The organism is Bacillus sp. SN1 (assembly GCF_002796895.1).
Classification (GTDB): Bacteria; Bacillota; Bacilli; order Bacillales; family Bacillaceae; genus Bacillus; species Bacillus inaquosorum.
In genome coordinates this window covers 361,684-377,571 of record NZ_PHIE01000003.1, presented here as the reverse complement: position 1 = coordinate 377,571, position 15,888 = coordinate 361,684, and the positions used below count along the sequence as shown (strand labels likewise).

Annotated in this window: 17 protein-coding genes; 4 read left to right on the top strand and 13 right to left on the bottom strand. The window is 44.5% G+C overall.

The annotated features are described in order from the left end of the window. From CVV77_RS13535 to CVV77_RS13495, 9 genes are all read right to left on the bottom strand, one after another. The gene (locus CVV77_RS13535; protein ID WP_014114598.1) at positions 1 to 1,269 is read right to left on the bottom strand and encodes a peptidase U32 family protein; all 1,269 of its coding nucleotides are present in this window, start codon (positions 1,267 to 1,269) and stop codon (positions 1 to 3) included. An 18-nt stretch (positions 1,270 to 1,287) separates the two neighbouring features. Beyond that, the gene (locus tag CVV77_RS13530; RefSeq protein ID WP_019259027.1) at positions 1,288 to 2,217 is read right to left on the bottom strand and encodes a peptidase U32 family protein; all 930 of its coding nucleotides are present in this window, start codon (positions 2,215 to 2,217) and stop codon (positions 1,288 to 1,290) included. Between the two features lie 5 nt (positions 2,218 to 2,222). Further along, complete coding sequence (locus CVV77_RS13525; RefSeq protein ID WP_100275620.1) at positions 2,223 to 2,876, bottom strand: O-methyltransferase; 654 nt, start codon at positions 2,874 to 2,876, stop codon at positions 2,223 to 2,225. 151 nt (positions 2,877 to 3,027) lie between these two features. Beyond that, entirely contained in the window at positions 3,028 to 4,110 is a 1,083-nt protein-coding gene (gene mltG, locus CVV77_RS13520) for an endolytic transglycosylase MltG (protein WP_100275619.1), read from the bottom strand. Positions 4,111 to 4,246: 136 nt separating this feature from the next. Then, positions 4,247 to 4,528 carry a DUF1292 domain-containing protein gene (locus tag CVV77_RS13515; protein ID WP_003237470.1) on the bottom strand — a complete coding sequence of 94 codons (282 nt, stop codon included), beginning with the start codon at positions 4,526 to 4,528 and terminating at the stop codon, positions 4,247 to 4,249. 17 nt (positions 4,529 to 4,545) lie between these two features. Next, entirely contained in the window at positions 4,546 to 4,962 is a 417-nt protein-coding gene (gene ruvX, locus CVV77_RS13510; RefSeq protein ID WP_003237472.1) for a Holliday junction resolvase RuvX, read from the bottom strand. Positions 4,963 to 4,969: 7 nt separating this feature from the next. Continuing rightward, positions 4,970 to 5,236, bottom strand: a complete 267-nt coding sequence (locus CVV77_RS13505) for an IreB family regulatory phosphoprotein (protein WP_003225903.1) — start codon at positions 5,234 to 5,236, stop codon at positions 4,970 to 4,972. Positions 5,237 to 5,320: 84 nt separating this feature from the next. Beyond that, positions 5,321 to 7,957, bottom strand: coding sequence for an alanine--tRNA ligase (alaS, locus tag CVV77_RS13500; RefSeq protein WP_019259030.1), 2,637 nt, complete (start codon positions 7,955 to 7,957; stop codon positions 5,321 to 5,323). Positions 7,958 to 8,290: 333 nt separating this feature from the next. After that, complete coding sequence (locus CVV77_RS13495; protein ID WP_100275618.1) at positions 8,291 to 9,352, bottom strand: AI-2E family transporter; 1,062 nt, start codon at positions 9,350 to 9,352, stop codon at positions 8,291 to 8,293. Between the two features lie 198 nt (positions 9,353 to 9,550). On the opposite strand from CVV77_RS13495, the gene CVV77_RS13490 reads away from it, so the two are divergent. From CVV77_RS13490 to CVV77_RS13475, 4 genes are read left to right on the top strand one after another with little or no spacing between them, the layout of a single operon-like run. Continuing rightward, a complete protein-coding gene (locus CVV77_RS13490) occupies positions 9,551 to 10,279 on the top strand; it encodes an amino acid ABC transporter ATP-binding protein (RefSeq protein WP_100275617.1) in 729 nt (242 codons plus the stop codon). Positions 10,280 to 10,300: 21 nt separating this feature from the next. Next, positions 10,301 to 11,122 (top strand): glutamine ABC transporter substrate-binding protein GlnH, encoded by an 822-nt coding sequence (gene glnH / locus CVV77_RS13485; protein WP_100275616.1) that lies wholly within the window; start codon positions 10,301 to 10,303, stop codon positions 11,120 to 11,122. 60 nt (positions 11,123 to 11,182) lie between these two features. Continuing rightward, a complete protein-coding gene (locus CVV77_RS13480) occupies positions 11,183 to 11,833 on the top strand; it encodes an amino acid ABC transporter permease (protein ID WP_100275615.1) in 651 nt (216 codons plus the stop codon). 16 nt (positions 11,834 to 11,849) lie between these two features. Further along, positions 11,850 to 12,506 carry an amino acid ABC transporter permease gene (locus tag CVV77_RS13475; protein ID WP_100275614.1) on the top strand — a complete coding sequence of 219 codons (657 nt, stop codon included), beginning with the start codon at positions 11,850 to 11,852 and terminating at the stop codon, positions 12,504 to 12,506. Positions 12,507 to 12,541: 35 nt separating this feature from the next. On the opposite strand, the gene CVV77_RS13470 is transcribed toward CVV77_RS13475, so the two are convergent. The 4 genes from CVV77_RS13470 to recD2 are packed head-to-tail and all read right to left on the bottom strand — an operon-like array spanning position 12,542 to position 15,875. After that, positions 12,542 to 12,673, bottom strand: a complete 132-nt coding sequence (locus CVV77_RS13470) for a YrzQ family protein (protein WP_003225895.1) — start codon at positions 12,671 to 12,673, stop codon at positions 12,542 to 12,544. Between the two features lie 21 nt (positions 12,674 to 12,694). After that, complete coding sequence (locus tag CVV77_RS13465; protein ID WP_003225893.1) at positions 12,695 to 12,886, bottom strand: hypothetical protein; 192 nt, start codon at positions 12,884 to 12,886, stop codon at positions 12,695 to 12,697. A gap of 11 nt (positions 12,887 to 12,897) precedes the next feature. Continuing rightward, the gene (locus CVV77_RS13460) at positions 12,898 to 13,422 is read right to left on the bottom strand and encodes a PRC-barrel domain-containing protein (RefSeq protein ID WP_080010851.1); all 525 of its coding nucleotides are present in this window, start codon (positions 13,420 to 13,422) and stop codon (positions 12,898 to 12,900) included. A gap of 56 nt (positions 13,423 to 13,478) precedes the next feature. Continuing rightward, positions 13,479 to 15,875, bottom strand: coding sequence for an SF1B family DNA helicase RecD2 (gene recD2, locus CVV77_RS13455; protein ID WP_100275613.1), 2,397 nt, complete (start codon positions 15,873 to 15,875; stop codon positions 13,479 to 13,481). Between the last annotated feature and the right edge of the window lie 13 nt (positions 15,876 to 15,888).

The following is a 15,888-nucleotide window of genomic DNA, read 5'->3' as shown; positions in this document are numbered from 1 at the left end:
TTACTTCCCCTTTCTCATCATGTTGCTCGGATAAATCTTTTTGTCTAGTTTGAATTTGACAATTTGCAGGGGATGGCGGGCAGCATCTAGCTCATTTCCGTCTTCGTCCCAAATGGTTTCAATCGTGTGTGTAAAGTTTTCGATTTCCGGACCGAAAAATTCCACTTCGTCGCCTTTTTTGAAGAAATTGCGCTGCTGAAGCGTGACCATTTGTGTGTCTTCATCATAATTCAGCACTAAGCCGACAAAATCAAACGTCGTTTTTTTGGCATGCTCGCCGAACATTTGCTCTTCATAGCCTGGCGTTCCTTCAAAGAAAGCTGTCGCAGTGTCCCGGTTGGCGCACTTATCAAGCTCTTCAAGCCATTCTTTTTGAATCACAAAGTTATCCGGATCAGCACAATAAGCGTCAATTACTTTGCGGTATACGCTGACTACTGTTGCTACATAGTGAATTGATTTCATGCGACCTTCAATCTTTAAGCTGTCGATGCCCATTTCGATCATTTTCGGAATGGATTCAATCAGCTTCAAATCTTTCGGGCTCATCGCAAATGGCGCATCTTCTTCACCATACAAAGCAACGGCGTTAGCACCGTCTGTTTGATAGAGATCATAATCCCAGCGGCATGACTGGCAGCAGCCTCCGCGGTTGGAATCCCGCGCTGTCATGTGATTGCTCAGGACACAGCGGCCGGAATATGCGATGCACATCGCGCCGTGAATAAAGGATTCGATTTCGATATCTACTTTTTCTTTCATTTCTCTGATTTCGAGCGCGCTTGTTTCACGTGCCAGCACGACGCGGTCAAGGCCTTCTTCCTTCCAGAACTGGACAGCCTTCCAGTTTGAAAGAGACTGCTGCGTGCTCAAGTGAACCTCAACATTCGGCGCCACTCTGCGGCATGTTTCGATAATAAGCGGATCTGCCACAATGATGCCGGCAACGTTGGCATCTCCGAGCGCTTTTAAATATTCTTCAAGCCCGTCCATGTTTTCATTATGGGCGAAAATATTCGTCGTTACGTAGATCTTCGCGCCATATTGTTTCGCGAATTCAACGCCTTCTGCAATTTCTTCGATCGTAAAGTTATCGGCATTCGAGCGCAGCCCGTATTCCTGTCCCCCGATAAAGACCGCGTCCGCTCCGTAATGAACAGCAATTTTCAGCTTTTCAAGATTACCCGCAGGTGCGAGAAGCTCAGGCTTTTTCGTAATCACACGTTTACCATTGACGATTGTGGATATTTTATCATTTACGGCAGTCATAGCTTAACCTCCTTTTGATTAATAAACCGTTTCTTTGAAGAAGAATCCGGTATCGATTTTTCTGTTAACTGGCTGGATGCTTTCAATGCGTTCAATCCAGTCTTCTTTTTTCGCTTCGTATTCGTCACGGTTTTCCACACACAGATCAATGGCTTCTCTGTACATTTTGGTGACTTCTATTAGGTATTCAGGCGTTTTCAGGACACCGTCGATTTTGAAAGAATCAATGCCTGCATCTATTAATTCTTCTAGCTCATCAATGATGCACACATCGTTCGGGCTCATGATGTGCGTTCCGTTTTCATCTTCGAAAATCGGATATTTGTTATCACGTTCTTTATCGTGCAAAAACATGCCCGATTCTTTTTTCTTTCCTTCAATGTCCATGACTTTGCCTTGGTATTCAAAATAGTTTCCAATCAAAGAACGTTTCGATTGGAACATGCATGTCATTCCATGCACGTGGATTTCAATTTCGACTTCAGCGTTTTCTTTAATCTCCACAATGCTGTCCATATTTAACTCTCTGGCAAGCACAGAACGCGCCGCGCCTTTGCGTCCCCAGTAATTGCATGTATAGTAGTTGGTGCCTGTTGTTTCTGTGCTCCAATGAAGCTTCAGGCCAGGCGCAGATTCACGGGCAGCCATAAGCACGGCAGGATCGCCGAACACCGCTGCATCCACACCGGTTTCCGCTAAGAAAGCCAGATATTCGCCAAGCTCTCCCACTTTATCGTTATGGAAAATTGCATTTACAGCAACGTATACTTTTGCCCCTTCTTTGTGAGCGATCTCTACAGCTTTTGTTATATCTTCACGAGAAAATTCTCCGGCTAATCTCAAGCCGTATCTCTGTTCCCCAACTAAAAACGCAGTTGCCCCCGCCTGTATCAGCGGCAAAATGTCCGCTGTACTCGTCGGCGTCACTAAGAGCTCTGGTTTTTTCATGACGTTCACCTCTTCTTTTTACTAATCGCAAGTCCGTCCCCGACAGGAATAATCGCAGTTTGATAATCCGGATGATTCATCAGCCAATGATTATATTCATCAATTTTTGTTATCAGCCTGCGCCTTCTTTTCGGTTCTATTTTGCTGTAATCCTCTGCCACCAGACCTTTAAACAGCACGTTGTCTGTTATAATCGCCCCGTCCGGTGAAAGCATCGGTTCATATAAATGAAAAAAGTTTTGATACTGACCTTTTGCAGCGTCAATAAAAATGACATCGTAAGGCGCGGTCACACGAACGGCGTCGGCTAATTCAAGCGCGTCTCCGTAAAAAACATGAATCCGGTCATCAAGCTGAAACTCCTTGATATTGTTTACCGCTTCTTCATGCCGTTTCTCATTGCGTTCAATTGTATATATTTCAGCAGACGGCAGCTCCAGCGCCATTCGAATGGCGGAATAACCAATGGCCGTTCCGATTTCTAGTATTTTTTTCGGCTGTTTCACAGACAAAATTTGAAGCAGTACCTCCATGCCCGCTTTTTCCATAATCGGGACATGATGTTCTTCTGCATATGCTTCAAGCTTCTTCACGTTTTCCGGCCGAGGCTTCAATAATGCTTCTATATAGTCATTTATTTGTTCATAGCGGTCAGTCACAACAAACAGCCTCCCGTTCTAAAAAGGAGTGCCCCAGTCTTTAACACAGGACACTCTCTGAATACATCATGATACATCGGTAAACAACCCGATATATTTTATCATAAAACCTTGCGGAAAGCGAACAAAAGGAGAGCTTTTTGCTCTCCTTTTATTTCTCATTTTTTGAGGAAATGTATTTTTCTTTTGCTTTATTATGCTCTTTTAGCGTTTTTGTAAATACAACCTCACCATTTGATTTGGCCAAGAAGTACAGATAGTCTGTTTTATCCGGATGCAGCGCCGCTTCCCATGACGACATGCCGGCGTTGGCAATCGGCCCTGGCGTCAGTCCCGTGTTTTTATACGTATTGTACGATGATTCGATTTCCAGATCCTTATAAAGAACCCGGTCTTTATGCTTGCCTGCCGCATATAGCACGGTCGGATCTGTTTGAAGCGGCATTTTCTCTTTCAGGCGGTTATAAAATACGCTCGCAATTTTATGGCGATCGGCTTTTTCAGTTGCTTCTTCTTCAATTAAAGAAGCCATCGTCAGCAGCTTATGCACAGAAAGTTTATTTTTCTTCATTTCTGCTTTGTAAGTTTCCACATAAGAGTTTGTCTGTTTGACCATTGCAGTAATAATGTCTTCAAGTGATGTATCCGGATCGTTAAAAGGGTATGTAGCCGGGAATAGGTACCCTTCCAGCGGATGCTTAATTTTTTTATTGAAAACATCGTTTGTAACAGTGTCCGGAAATTCTTTCTTCAGCTGATTGATAAATGTTTCATCGTCCAGCTTCGCTATGACTTGTTTTTTAGAGTATTTCGTTTCATCAGCAATAGCGGCTGCAATTTGTGTCAGCTGTTCTCCCTCAGTTACCGTGATTTGAAAGGCGTAGCCTGTAGCCCCGCTTGTCAGCTTATGAATAATGGCATCTAAATCCATTCCTTTATTCAGGTGATAGAATCCCGCCTGAAACCCGGAAGCACCTTTATATTTCACATAATACTGAAATGCCTTCTCGCTTTTTATGACATCGTTTTTCTTCAATATCGATGCGATGGCCGAAACAGACGATCCGCTCGGAATGTTAATATTAACTGTCGTTTTACTGTTTTCCTCAACAGGTTCAAGCAATGATTTCCCATATAAAAATGCCCCGCCAACGATGAGAAGCAGCACAATAATGGAAGACAGTATGATTCTTTTTTTATTTAAAAATGATTTTTTTTGCTGATTGATATACATTAGGTCTCCTCCCATCAGCTCTTATACTACATGATTCATTGTATTTCGGCAATTTATTACAAAAAAAGGGTGAAAGAGGCCTTCATACAGCAGAAAAAAAGCCGGAGCAGTATGGCTCCGGCTTTGGCGCGGTGTTTTATTCTTCGTCTTCGTCCGCTAAGAACGTGTTTAGTGTTTCTTCGATCATATCCCATTCCTCATCAGTTTCGATCGGGAATAGCTCACCGTTTTCACCGTCTTCGTTTGGCGTGAAGCTGGAAGCAAGAATTTCTACTTCTTCGTCATCTTTTGTTTCAATTGGGTAGTACAACACATAAGACTTGTCAAACTCTTCGTTTTCAAATGTAAACAGCACTTCACAAAGCTGTTCATTTCCTTGATCGTCAACAATTGTAATATTTTTTTCGCCGTGTTCCATTTTCTTCACCTCTGGCTTTAATTTAAGCTGTCGAGATATCCTTGCAATATCATAACAGCCGCCATTTTATCAATGACTTTTTTTCGTTTTTGCCTGCTGACATCAGCGGCAATCAGCATTTTTTCAGCCGCCATTGTGGTAAGACGCTCGTCCCACAGCACAACAGGAACATTGTACGTTGTTTCAAGCACTTTCGCAAATGTTTGGCTGGCTTCGCCTCTCGGCCCGACTGTTCCGTTCATGTTCTTAGGAAAGCCGAGCACGATTTTATCTATAGTATGGTCCTTTATCAGTTCAGATAAACGGGATAAACCATAATCGCCTTCCGCTTCATTTATCTTTATGGTCTCAATGCCTTGAGCAGTCCAGCCCATTTCATCGCTCAGAGCAACACCGAGTGTTTTGGTTCCTAAATCGAGTCCTAATATTCTCATTCTTTATTTACGCCTCTTTATGCTGTTCTAAATAAGACTTTACCAATTCCTCGATTAATTCGTCTCTTTCAAGTTTGCGAATTAAATTGCGAGCGTCACGATGCCTAGGAATATAAGCGGGATCACCTGACAGCAAGTATCCGACAATCTGATTGATTGGATTGTAGCCCTTTTCCTGAAGCGCGTCATACACTGTAATCAGCACCTCATTTACGTTAGTCTCAGCAGAATCATCGGAGAAATTAAATTTCATCGTTTTATCAAACGAGCTCACCGTTTTGCACCTCTTTCCCAAATTCGCAGGCAAAGTTCAGCCTGGGGTCCTAATCTTACCATCATTCTACACTACATGGGCAAATTATAAAACGGATTTCACCCAATCTTCTACAGAAGCCAAAGCTTCTTCTAATTTTTCCGGCTGTTTGCCGCCTGCCTGCGCCATATCCGGACGGCCTCCGCCGCCTCCACCGCAAACTTCCGCAGCTTGTTTGACCAGCTTGCCGGCATGAAGGCCCTTCTCAATGAGATCCTTTGTGACTCCGGCAGAGATATTGACTTTATCATTTTGTACCGCGCCAAGCACGATCACCGCAGAGCCAAGCTTCGCTTTCAGTTCATCCACCATTGTGCGGAGATGGTTCATGTCTTTCGCATTTACTTTTTCCGCAAGCACACTCACGCCGTCAACTTCTTTAACTTTTGACAGGATCGCTCCTGCTTCAACATTGCCGAGTTTCGCAAGAAGAGATTCATTTTCTCTTTGTGCATCCTTCAGTTCAGTCTGCAGAGCCGCAACCCGTTTCGGCACTTCTTTGATATTTGTTTTCAGCTCGTCAGCAGCCTGCTTCAATACTGAGATCTGGCTGTTCATTTCGACGTAAGCGCCTTGTCCTGTTACAGCTTCAATCCGTCTTGTACCTGCTCCGATTCCGGATTCAGAAACGATTTTGAACAGGCCGATTTCTGCTGTGTTTCTGACATGGCAGCCGCCGCACAGCTCTAAACTGTAATCTCCGACTTGAACGACCCGGACAATATCGCCGTATTTTTCGCCGAACAGAGCCATCGCGCCCATTTCTTTTGCTTCAGCGATCGGTTTCAAATCAATGCTGACCGGGATGCTCGCCCAGATCTTTTCGTTTACGATTCTTTCAATTTGTTCAAGCTCTTCTTTTGTCACTTGGCCAAAATGCGAGAAGTCAAAACGAAGACGGTTTTCAGTCACAAGAGATCCTGCCTGATTGACATGAGTTCCAAGAACGTCTTTTAGTGCCTGATGCAATAAATGCGTTGCCGTATGGTTTTTAATGACGCCGCTTCTCATATGGTCTTCAACTTCAGCAGTAACATGCAGGCCTTTTTGAACAGTGCCGCTCTCCACAACACCTTCATGTACATGCTGGCCGTTAGGCGCTTTTTGCACATCTTTAATTCTCACCACTGCCTGTTCGCTGCGGAGATAGCCTTTATCGCCGATTTGGCCGCCGCTTTCTGCATAGAATGGGGTTTCATCAAGAATGATTTGAACGCTTTCCCCTTCATGAGCCTCTTCAATTAATTGGCCGTCCTGAAGAAGTACAATGACATTGGCATCAGCTTTTGTTTGAGAATAGCCGACAAATGTGCTTTCATCGGTCACGTCGCGCAATGCGCCGCCCTGCACCTGCATGCTGCCGACATCCTGGCGGGCGTTTCTTGCCCGTTCACGCTGCTGGTTCATTTCTTCTTCAAAGCCTTTATGGTCAACCGTCATGTTCTCGTCTTCTGCGTATTCTTCCGTCAGCTCAACTGGGAATCCATACGTGTCGTACAACTTAAATACATCGGCACCTGAAATAACGCTGCTGCCCTTGTCTTTTTCTTTTTTGATCATTTCTGACAGGATAGCAAGCCCTTCATTAAGTGTTTCGTGGAAGCGCTCTTCCTCGGTTTTGATGACTTTTGCGATGAAATCCGCTTTTTCTTTCACTTCAGGATAGAAATCTGCCATGATTTCAGCGACAACCGGCACTAAGTCGTACATGAACGGACGATGGATGTTGATCGTTTTGGCATAACGCACGGCCCGGCGCAATAAGCGTCTTAATACATAGCCGCGGCCTTCATTTGACGGAAGCGCCCCGTCACTGACAGCAAAGGCAACCGTTCTGATGTGGTCGGCAATCACTTTAAACGCAGTGTCCTTCACATTGTCTTTGCCGTATGTTTCACCAGAAATGGTTTCTGTTGCTTTGATGATCGGAACAAACAAATCGGTATCAAAGTTTGTCGGAACATTTTGGATGACAGATACCATTCTTTCAAGTCCCATGCCCGTATCAATGTTTTTCTTCGGAAGCGGCGTGTACGTGCCGTCAGGGTTATGGTTGAACTCAGAGAACACAAGGTTCCATACTTCTAAGTAACGGTCGTTTTCTCCGCCAGGATAAAGCTCCGGATCTTCTGGATCATTACCATATGCTTCACCGCGGTCGTAGAAGATTTCCGTGTTCGGTCCGCTCGGCCCTTCACCGATGTCCCAGAAGTTCCCTTCAAGACGGATAATTCTTTCTTCAGGAATACCGATTTTTTTCGCCCAGAACTCATACGCCTCTTCATCTTCAGGATGAACCGTAACAGAGAGAAGCTCTTTGTCGAAACCAATCCACTTGTCACTCGTTAAAAACTCCCAAGCCCATGTAATGGCTTCTTCTTTGAAATAATCGCCGATGGAAAAGTTTCCGAGCATTTCAAAGAATGTGTGATGGCGCGCAGTTTTACCTACATTTTCTATATCGTTTGTTCTGATCGCTTTTTGAGCGTTTACGATTCTTGGATTTTCCGGAACAACACGGCCGTCAAAATATTTTTTCAGCGTCGCAACACCGCTGTTGATCCAAAGCAGTGAAGGATCCTCATGAGGCACTAATGACGCGCTTGGCTCTACCGCATGTCCTTTTTCTTTAAAGAAATCCAAAAACATTTGACGCACTTCCGCAGAAGTTAAGTGTTTCATTGTATTTCCTCCTCTATAAAAATCGGAATTCTCTTCAGTGACAGCAAAAAAGCCCTCCCCCTATGCAAACCACACGTTTACACAGGGACGAGAGCTGTCTCGCGGTACCACCCTGATTACGGGCATTATCATTCGCCCGTCACCTTTTACCCTGTAACGCAGGATGTGCGGCAGTGATTAACTGCACTCAGGATTAGCTTCCTCCGATCTTCTGATAAAGCTCCTTTCAGCTTGCGGAGCTTCTCTCTTTAACAGGGCTTCGGCGTACTCAGATCCGTCACTCGAGATTCGTATGTATTCTACGAGAAATTATAGACAAGCAGCACGCCAATGTCAATGCTCCGTCCTCATCCGCAAAAAATGGATCATCATCACTTTTAAAACAGCCGTCGCAGGAACAGCCAGAATCATTCCGACGATTCCCGCTAGCTCTCCCCCGGCAAGGAGCGCAAGCATGATGACGACAGGATGCATTTTAAGGCTTCTGCCCACAATGAACGGACTGAGGATATTCCCTTCCATAAACTGCAGAATAAATACTGTAATCACCACAACAAGAATTGCTTTCACTGAGATCGTCATTGCAATCAAAAGCGCAGGAACCGCTCCAATGAAAGGACCGAAATATGGTATGACATTCGTTATCCCAGAAATAAGTCCCAAGATCAGCGGATATGGAAGCCCAAATATCCAGAACGTAATGCCCGCCATCACGCCGAGAATCAAGCAGACCAGAAGCTGTCCGCGGATGTAATCGCCAAGGGAGTCATCCACATCCCGCAAGAAGTCACTGCCCCGCTTTCTCCACGACTTCGGAGTCAAGTACCATACCGTTTTTTTCATCAACTCAATATCCTTTACCATATAAAACACGAGAAAAGGAATTGTTGCCGCTATTAAGAAATAATCAAGCACATTGCGGATTCCACTGATTGCACCCTCGATCGTTCCCGCGAAAAACGCCTCCGTCTGGCGGATCATTTTGTCTATACGATGATGCATGCCGTCAGGCCAGTCATCAGTATGGTTATGCACATGAAGAAGAAGCCCGTTGTACGTTTCGGCAAACATAGGTATATTTTCTGATAAATCCGTCAGCTGCACGATTAAAACAGGTACCCCTTTATACAGCGCCCAGCCAAGTCCGCCAAAAAAAAGAACATAAATCACCAAGATGCTCAAAGTCCTCGGCAATCCTTTGCTGTGCAGCCATTCCGTGACCGGAAGTAATACATAAGAAATAAAAATGGAAATAATCAAGGGGATAAAGATCGTTTTTATAACGAGCCAAAAGGGCGACCATAACATATCAAGCATAAAAAAGACATAGACTGTTAACAGGACCAGCAAACAAATTGCCACCCATAACAAAAGCTGCACCGGTTTTTGAAGCATCTGCTTTCACCTCTTCTATATCTTTTGAGGTTTATAAGGAATTATTCTTTATGTTTCTTCAGTCAGTCAGAAGTCATGGACATTTTTTCGCATTTAATTTTCAGAAAAGTTTGACGTTTAAAGTTATATTACTTTTGATTACATTAAAAGGTAGTGATTTTCAAACAACTTGTCTGAAGTTCTGATAGGAGGATTGCGATGATCACATTTCAAAATGTAAACAAGCATTACGGAGATTTTCATGTGTTAAAGCAAATTAATCTTCAAATCGAAAAAGGCGAAGTCGTTGTCATCATCGGCCCATCCGGCTCCGGTAAAAGCACATTGCTCAGATGCATCAACAGGCTGGAGACGATCAGTAAGGGGACGCTGACAGTAAACGGCACTGTCATTAACGACAGAAAAACTGACATTAATAAAGTGCGGCGGAACATCGGGATGGTATTTCAGCACTTTCATTTATATCCGCATAAAACAGTGCTGCAAAATATCATGCTGGCGCCTGTAAAAGTGCTCGGACAATCACCTGAACAAGCAAAGGAAACGGCGCGTTATTACCTTGAAAAAGTCGGCATCCCAGACAAGGCTGACGCCTACCCTTCCCAGCTTTCTGGCGGACAGCAGCAACGTGTAGCCATCGCAAGAGGGCTTGCGATGAAGCCGGAGGTCATGCTGTTTGACGAGCCGACATCAGCACTTGATCCCGAAATGATCGGCGAGGTGCTTGATGTCATGAAAACACTTGCGAAAGAAGGCATGACAATGGTTGTCGTGACGCACGAAATGGGGTTTGCCAAAGAAGTTGCCGACCGCATTGTCTTCATTGACGGAGGAAAAATTTTAGAAGAAGCAACACCGGCTGAGTTTTACGCGAATCCGAAGGAAGAACGGGCCCGCTTATTCTTAAGCCGTATTTTAAATCATTAAAACAGAAATGGGGGAACTTGTATGAAAAAGATTTTATCTTTAGCATTCATTTCTTTATTCGCTGTCATCTTGCTTGCTGCTTGCGGCAGCAAGGGGTCAAATGGAGAAGCCTCAAAGGAAAGCAAAAAAGATACGCTAGCCGCCATTAAAGACAATGACAAAATTGTCTTCGGCGTAAAAACAGACACCAGACTGTTCGGTCTTAAAAACCCGAGCTCAGGTGAGATTGAGGGTTTCGATATCGATATTGCCAAGCAAATCGCTAAAGACATTTTAGGTGACGAAAAAAAAGCTGAATTTAAAGAGGTCACCTCAAAAACAAGGATTCCTATGCTGCAAAACGGGGATATCGATGCTATTGTCGCCACAATGACGATCACTGAAGAACGAAAAAAGGAAGTTGACTTTTCTGATGTCTATTTCGAGGCTGGGCAATCGCTTCTTGTAAAAAAAGGAACCAAAATCAAGAGTGTTGAAGATCTTGGCAAAGGCTCAAAAGTTCTTGCAGTAAAAGGCTCCACCTCCTCTCAAAACATTCGTGAAAAAGCGCCTAAAGCATCTGTTTTAGAATTTGAAAACTACGCAGAAGCCTTTACGGCGCTCAAAGCAGGGCAAGGCGATGCCCTTACAACGGATAATGCGATTTTATACGGGATGGCTGACGAAAATAAAAATTATCAATTAACAGGAGAGCCTTTTACAGATGAGCCTTACGGGATCGCCGTAAAAAAAGGGCAATCTGCTCTCGCGAAAGAAATTAACGCTTCACTCAAAAAGATGAAGTCAGATGGCAGATATGATGAAATTTATAAAAAATGGATCAAAGAAGACCCAGCTGAATAACGACCATCCCGGGATGAGCAGGTGATGCTCATCCCGATTTGATAAGGAGTGAATAGGCAGATGAATGTATCAATTCTTTTCGATAACTTCGGCATGTATATGGACGGTTTTTACCATACTCTGCTCGCAAGTATCATCGCGCTGGCCGGCAGTTTTGTTCTCGGCGTTGTTGTAGCGGTTATGAGAATTACAGTTTTTAAGCCGCTGCAATGGCTCGGGACCGCATATGTGGAGTTTATCCGCAATATTCCTCTTCTTTTAATTACCTTTGTTTTCTATTTCGGCCTTCCAAACGCAGGCTTGAGGCTTGACGGTTTTCAAGCGGGAACGGTTGCACTCACCATTTATACCTCTGCGTTTATCGCAGAAGCCATCAGAGCAGGCATCCAGTCTGTTTCAAAAGGGCAGATGGAAGCGGCGCGTTCGTCAGGCTTTACCTACAGCCAGGCCATGCTCCATATCATTTTACCGCAGGCAATCAAAATCGTCATGCCGCCATTGGGCAATCAATTTTTAAACTTAGTCAAAAACTCTTCGATTCTCGGAGTTGTAGCCGGACTGGATCTTATGTATCAGGCCGATTTGGTCTCTTCGAGCACACTCGTTGTATTTGATGTTTATATTTTTGTGGCGCTTTTTTACTTAGTGCTGACGATACCGCTGAGCATCGGTGTTAACTATTTGGAAAAACGGCTGGAAAGAAGCTATTGATAAGGAGTGAGATACATTGGATTTTATCGGAGCTTATTCGAAAGAGCATTTAACGTTTTTATGGGATGGCTTTCTCGTCACCTTGTACGTTGCTTTCATCTCCATCATTCTGAGCTTTTTCTTCGGTTTAATCGCAGGCACCCTGCGCTATGCGAAAGTTCCCGTTCTTTCTCAATTGATTGCGGTTCTCGTTGAAATGATCAGAAACCTCCCCTTGCTATTAATTATTTTCTTTACGTTCTTTGCCCTTCCGGAAATCGGGATTAAGCTTGAAATTACAGCTGCAGCAATTACAGCATTAACGATTTTCGAATCCGCTATGCTATCTGAAATTATCCGAAGCGGGCTGAAATCAATTGATAAAGGACAAATTGAAGCTGCGCGCTCCTCCGGGCTGAGCTATACACAGGCCCTGTTCTTCATTGTCATGCCGCAAGCGCTTCGCCGCATGGTACCGCCAATCGTAAGCCAGTTTATTTCTTTATTAAAAGATACATCGCTTGCTGTAGTGATCGCCCTGCCCGAACTGATTCATAACGCGCAGATTTTAAACGGCCAAAGCGCAGACGGCAGTTATTTTTTCCCGATCTTTTTACTTGCGGCACTTATGTATTTTGCAGTCAACTACAGCCTTTCGCTCGCAGCAAGGCGCCTTGAGGCACGGCAAACATAGAAAAGGATACTCTTCGGAGAGTATCCTTTTTCGCATTAAAACATTTTCGTTATTCTTCTTCTCATCCGCTTCATGCTTCGATTATTCAGCATGTCGGATTGAGTCGCCATTCGGTACACGAGAGCTCCGGCTCCCAATGCCAAAAGAGAAGTCATCGTCCGATTCATCCTGCGCATCTCCTTTCATGATTAAAAATTGATGCTGCGTTCATCCTCAGAAAACAAATCATCCAAGCTGCTTAACGTTCCGTCTTCTTCCACTTGATGAGTTGCAATCTTCCCTTTCGCCACTGTCAGTTCAATAAAACAGCCCCAGCAATAATATTGGTTCACGCCGATTTTCCCGATATCCTTACTTTTGCAGTTCGGGCATATAAGCATATCTCACACCTCTATCCGTTCAGAACGATCTCGTCTTTCCCCACCTCGACAAGCGAATCCGCTCTTTGGATCTGGCGCTTGCTTCCCGCCAGGTCAGAAAAGAAACCGTCCGAGAGTTCATATGCTACGATTATGCCCCTGTCCAGACAAAAGTATACATCTTCCAGCATCCCCAATATATCTCCCTCTTGCGATTTCACAAGCTTCATTTTCATCTGCTCGTATGTGAAGCATGATTTCGGAAGAGGCAAAAGCTGATCTGAACTGACCGAGGCCAATATGCGGTCATCAAGAATACAAGAGATATCACACGCCCTTAATAGCGCATGATGATGATGCAAAAACCGTTTTTGTGCAAGAATAAACCCAAGACAATCTCCCTCAAGAGAAAAACAAATATCGGATATTGTCCCGAGATAACAAGAAGTTCGTTCTGAGTATACTGGGAATCCTTCTACTTCATGGCATGTTCTCAAAGTGTGATCAACCACCTTTTGTTGAACAGGCTTAGGTTTTGCTTTGCGCCTTTGACTCATACGATGAAATCACTTCCACCGCAAATAAAAAAACTCCCGCTATCACGGGAGCCTTTTTACAGCTGTTCTTCTTTCATAAAATCGAATGGTGTAATGCCTTCCATGCCAATATTGGCATCGTGTACGCTGAATGGGAGCTCCTTTTGCAAAGCTTCAAGCTCAGCATCCATTTCCCCAACCTGTAATGACAGCCTGTTTTTCAAAGAAGTCTGTCTGACAGTTGCGTCGTTATTTTTCACGCCCCACTCCAGCGCCTCCTCTTCTCCGCATAAAATGAGAAATTTCTTTGCTCTTGTAATAGCGGTATAAAGAAGGTTTCTTCTGAGCATTCTATAATAGCCTTTCACAACAGGCAAAACCACAATCGGAAATTCACTTCCCTGCGATTTATGAATAGAGCAGCAATACGCATGGGTAAACTGGTTAAAATCTTTTTTCGTAAACGTCATTTCATTGCCGTCAAAAGAAACGACGGCCATATCTTCTTTTTCTGTATTTTCCTTCGCATAAAATATCGATGTAATTTCGCCAATGTCTCCGTTGAACACATTGTTTTCCGGCTGATTGACGAGCTGCAAAATTTTATCTCCGGTTCTGTAGACAACATCCCCGAACTTTATTTCCCTCCGTTTTTCTCTAGGAGGATTCAAAATGTCCTGCAGCATCACATTCAGTTCATTGATCCCGGCTTTTCCTCTGTACATCGGGGCGAGAACCTGAATGTCCTTTGCCGTATAGCCTTTTTTCAATGCATTGGCGACAACCTTCTCAACTACCTCTTTAATTTGCGAGCCTCCGCAGCGAATAAAGGAACGGTCCTTCGTTGGGGCAGTCAAATTGTTTGGCAGCAACCCATTTTTCATTTGGTGGGCAAGCTCGACAATCGATGAACCCTCCGCCTGGCGGTAGATGTCTGTCAGTCTCACAGTCGGTATCACCTGGGATGCCAAAAGGTCTCTCAGCACTTGGCCCGGACCGACAGAAGGCAGCTGATCTTCGTCACCGACAATGATGATTTGAATATGATCAGGGATCGCCTTGAACAAATGGTTCGCCAGCCATATATCAAGCATGCTGGCTTCATCGATTATTAACAGCTTCCCTTCAATCGGCTCATCCTCTGTATGGGTAAATCCTTCAGCGCCGTTCCAGCCGAGCAGCCTGTGAATCGTCACTGCCGGAAGCCCCGTTGATTCACTCATCCGTTTCGCCGCTCTTCCTGTCGGTGCGGCCAATACAACCGGAAAAGCTTCATCCTTTTTATACGCTGACGGGTCGAGTGACACACCGTGAAGCTCTCCGTACAGTTCGACAATCCCTCTGATTACCGTCGTTTTCCCTGTTCCCGGTCCCCCCGTTAAAAGAAGCATCGGTGAGGAAAGGGCTTTTTGAATCGCTTCTTTCTGGCTAGGGGCATACTGAACGTTCATCCGTTCTTCCAGTTCTCCTAAAGCGAGCAGAAATTCTGATTCGGGAAACTGGTTATCATATTCAGTTTGGCTTGCGATATGTTTCACTCGCTTAGCAACATTTTGTTCAGCGTAAAACAGCGATGGAAAATAACAGCGGCCATCTTCTATGACAATGTCTTTATTTTCTCCAAGGGCAATAATCGCGTTAGCGGCATCCATTTCAGTGATGCGCTGTCCCTCCCGAGCTGATTGATTTAATAGAGATTGGGTGTCAATAATCAGCTTCTCCGTTTCTATGTACGTATGCCCTTCTGACAGACAAGTCGTTTCAAGCGTGTACAATATGGCGGCTTTTACCCGCTCAGGGTGATTACCCGAAAGGCCCATTCTGCTGCCCAGCTCATCCGCTTTCCCAAATCCGATGCCTTCTACATCTTTCACAAGCTGATAAGGGTTTTCCTGAATCTTTTCAAGCGTCTCGGATTCATAGGCTTGGTAGATTTTCATAGACAGCTGAGGGCCGAAGCCAAACTGATTCAGGGAAATCATGATTTGCTCCAGTCCCTGATGACACTGTAAGGCGCCGGCCAGCGTATCAGCTTTCTTTTTTGACAGCTTGGGAACGTCATAAAGCACTGAAGCGTCAGCCAATATTTTATTAATAGCGCTGTCGCCCAGCTTTTTCACAATTTCTTCGGCTGTTTTTTTGCCGATTCCCTCGAACAAATCACTCGATAAATATTGAATGATGCCTTCCTTAGTCGTCGGAATCTCCTTTTTAAAATGCTCTGCTTGAAATTGAAGCCCGAATTTTGGATGGGTTACGATCTTGCCGTAAAACGTGTAGGTCTCTTCTTCTTGAAGCGCAGGGAAGTAGCCCGTCACGGATACGGCTTTATCTTCAATAGCTTCGGAGGTCTCTGTGACTTTCACTTTCAGAACCGTATATAAATTGGTGTCATTATGATAGATGACTGTGTTGACTGTCCCTTTTAAATAGGGCTCTTCCTCCAGTTTAAGCTGATCCGGATGCTGCTGCACGAGCTGTCCCTCC